The 518-nt window shown below is 37.3% G+C and carries 1 pseudogene; it reads right to left on the reverse strand.

Annotated features, from left to right (window positions below):
• Positions 1–258, reverse strand: a pseudogene (gene potD, locus AB4653_RS06265) (spermidine/putrescine ABC transporter substrate-binding protein PotD); the annotation flags it as partial.
• Between the last annotated feature and the right edge of the window lie 260 nt (positions 259–518).

Below are 518 nucleotides of genomic sequence, written 5' to 3' on the forward strand. Positions count from 1 at the left end.
CTTAGAAACGAAGTAAGTAGAAGGAACGACCAAGTCGTAACCCGTACCTTGAGTTTTTAACTTAGCGTACATGCTTTCGTTAGACTCATAAGTTGAGTAATAGACTTTAATGCCAGTCTCTTCGGTGAAGTCTTCTAGTACTTCATTTGGAATATATTCAGACCAGTTGTAAAAATACAGTTCTTGGTCAGCTGCGAAAGAGGGTGTAGAAAGTAAAGTAGCAGCACACAATGCGCCGGTATACAGTGTTTTTTTCATTACTGTTCCGTTCATTTGTTTGATTTGGAGCTGGGTATTGAACCCAAAGTAAATGGATTTCTAAAAATCGCGCTAAATTATAGCAGTGATATAACAAAATAGGCAGCCTAAGCTGCCTATTGATTGATATTCTTATTTTTAGTTTGTTGATTACCTAACTAGGCTTGTTAAGTAAACCAGTTACTTATTAGCCTCTTTTGACCGGAGCAATTAGATAACAAACTCGCTTACTGACCGGCTTTAAGCTTCATGAAGTAATC

The sequence above is a fragment of the Vibrio sp. 10N.222.48.A3 genome (assembly GCF_041475345.1).
Classification (GTDB): domain Bacteria; phylum Pseudomonadota; class Gammaproteobacteria; order Enterobacterales; family Vibrionaceae; genus Vibrio; species Vibrio tasmaniensis_A.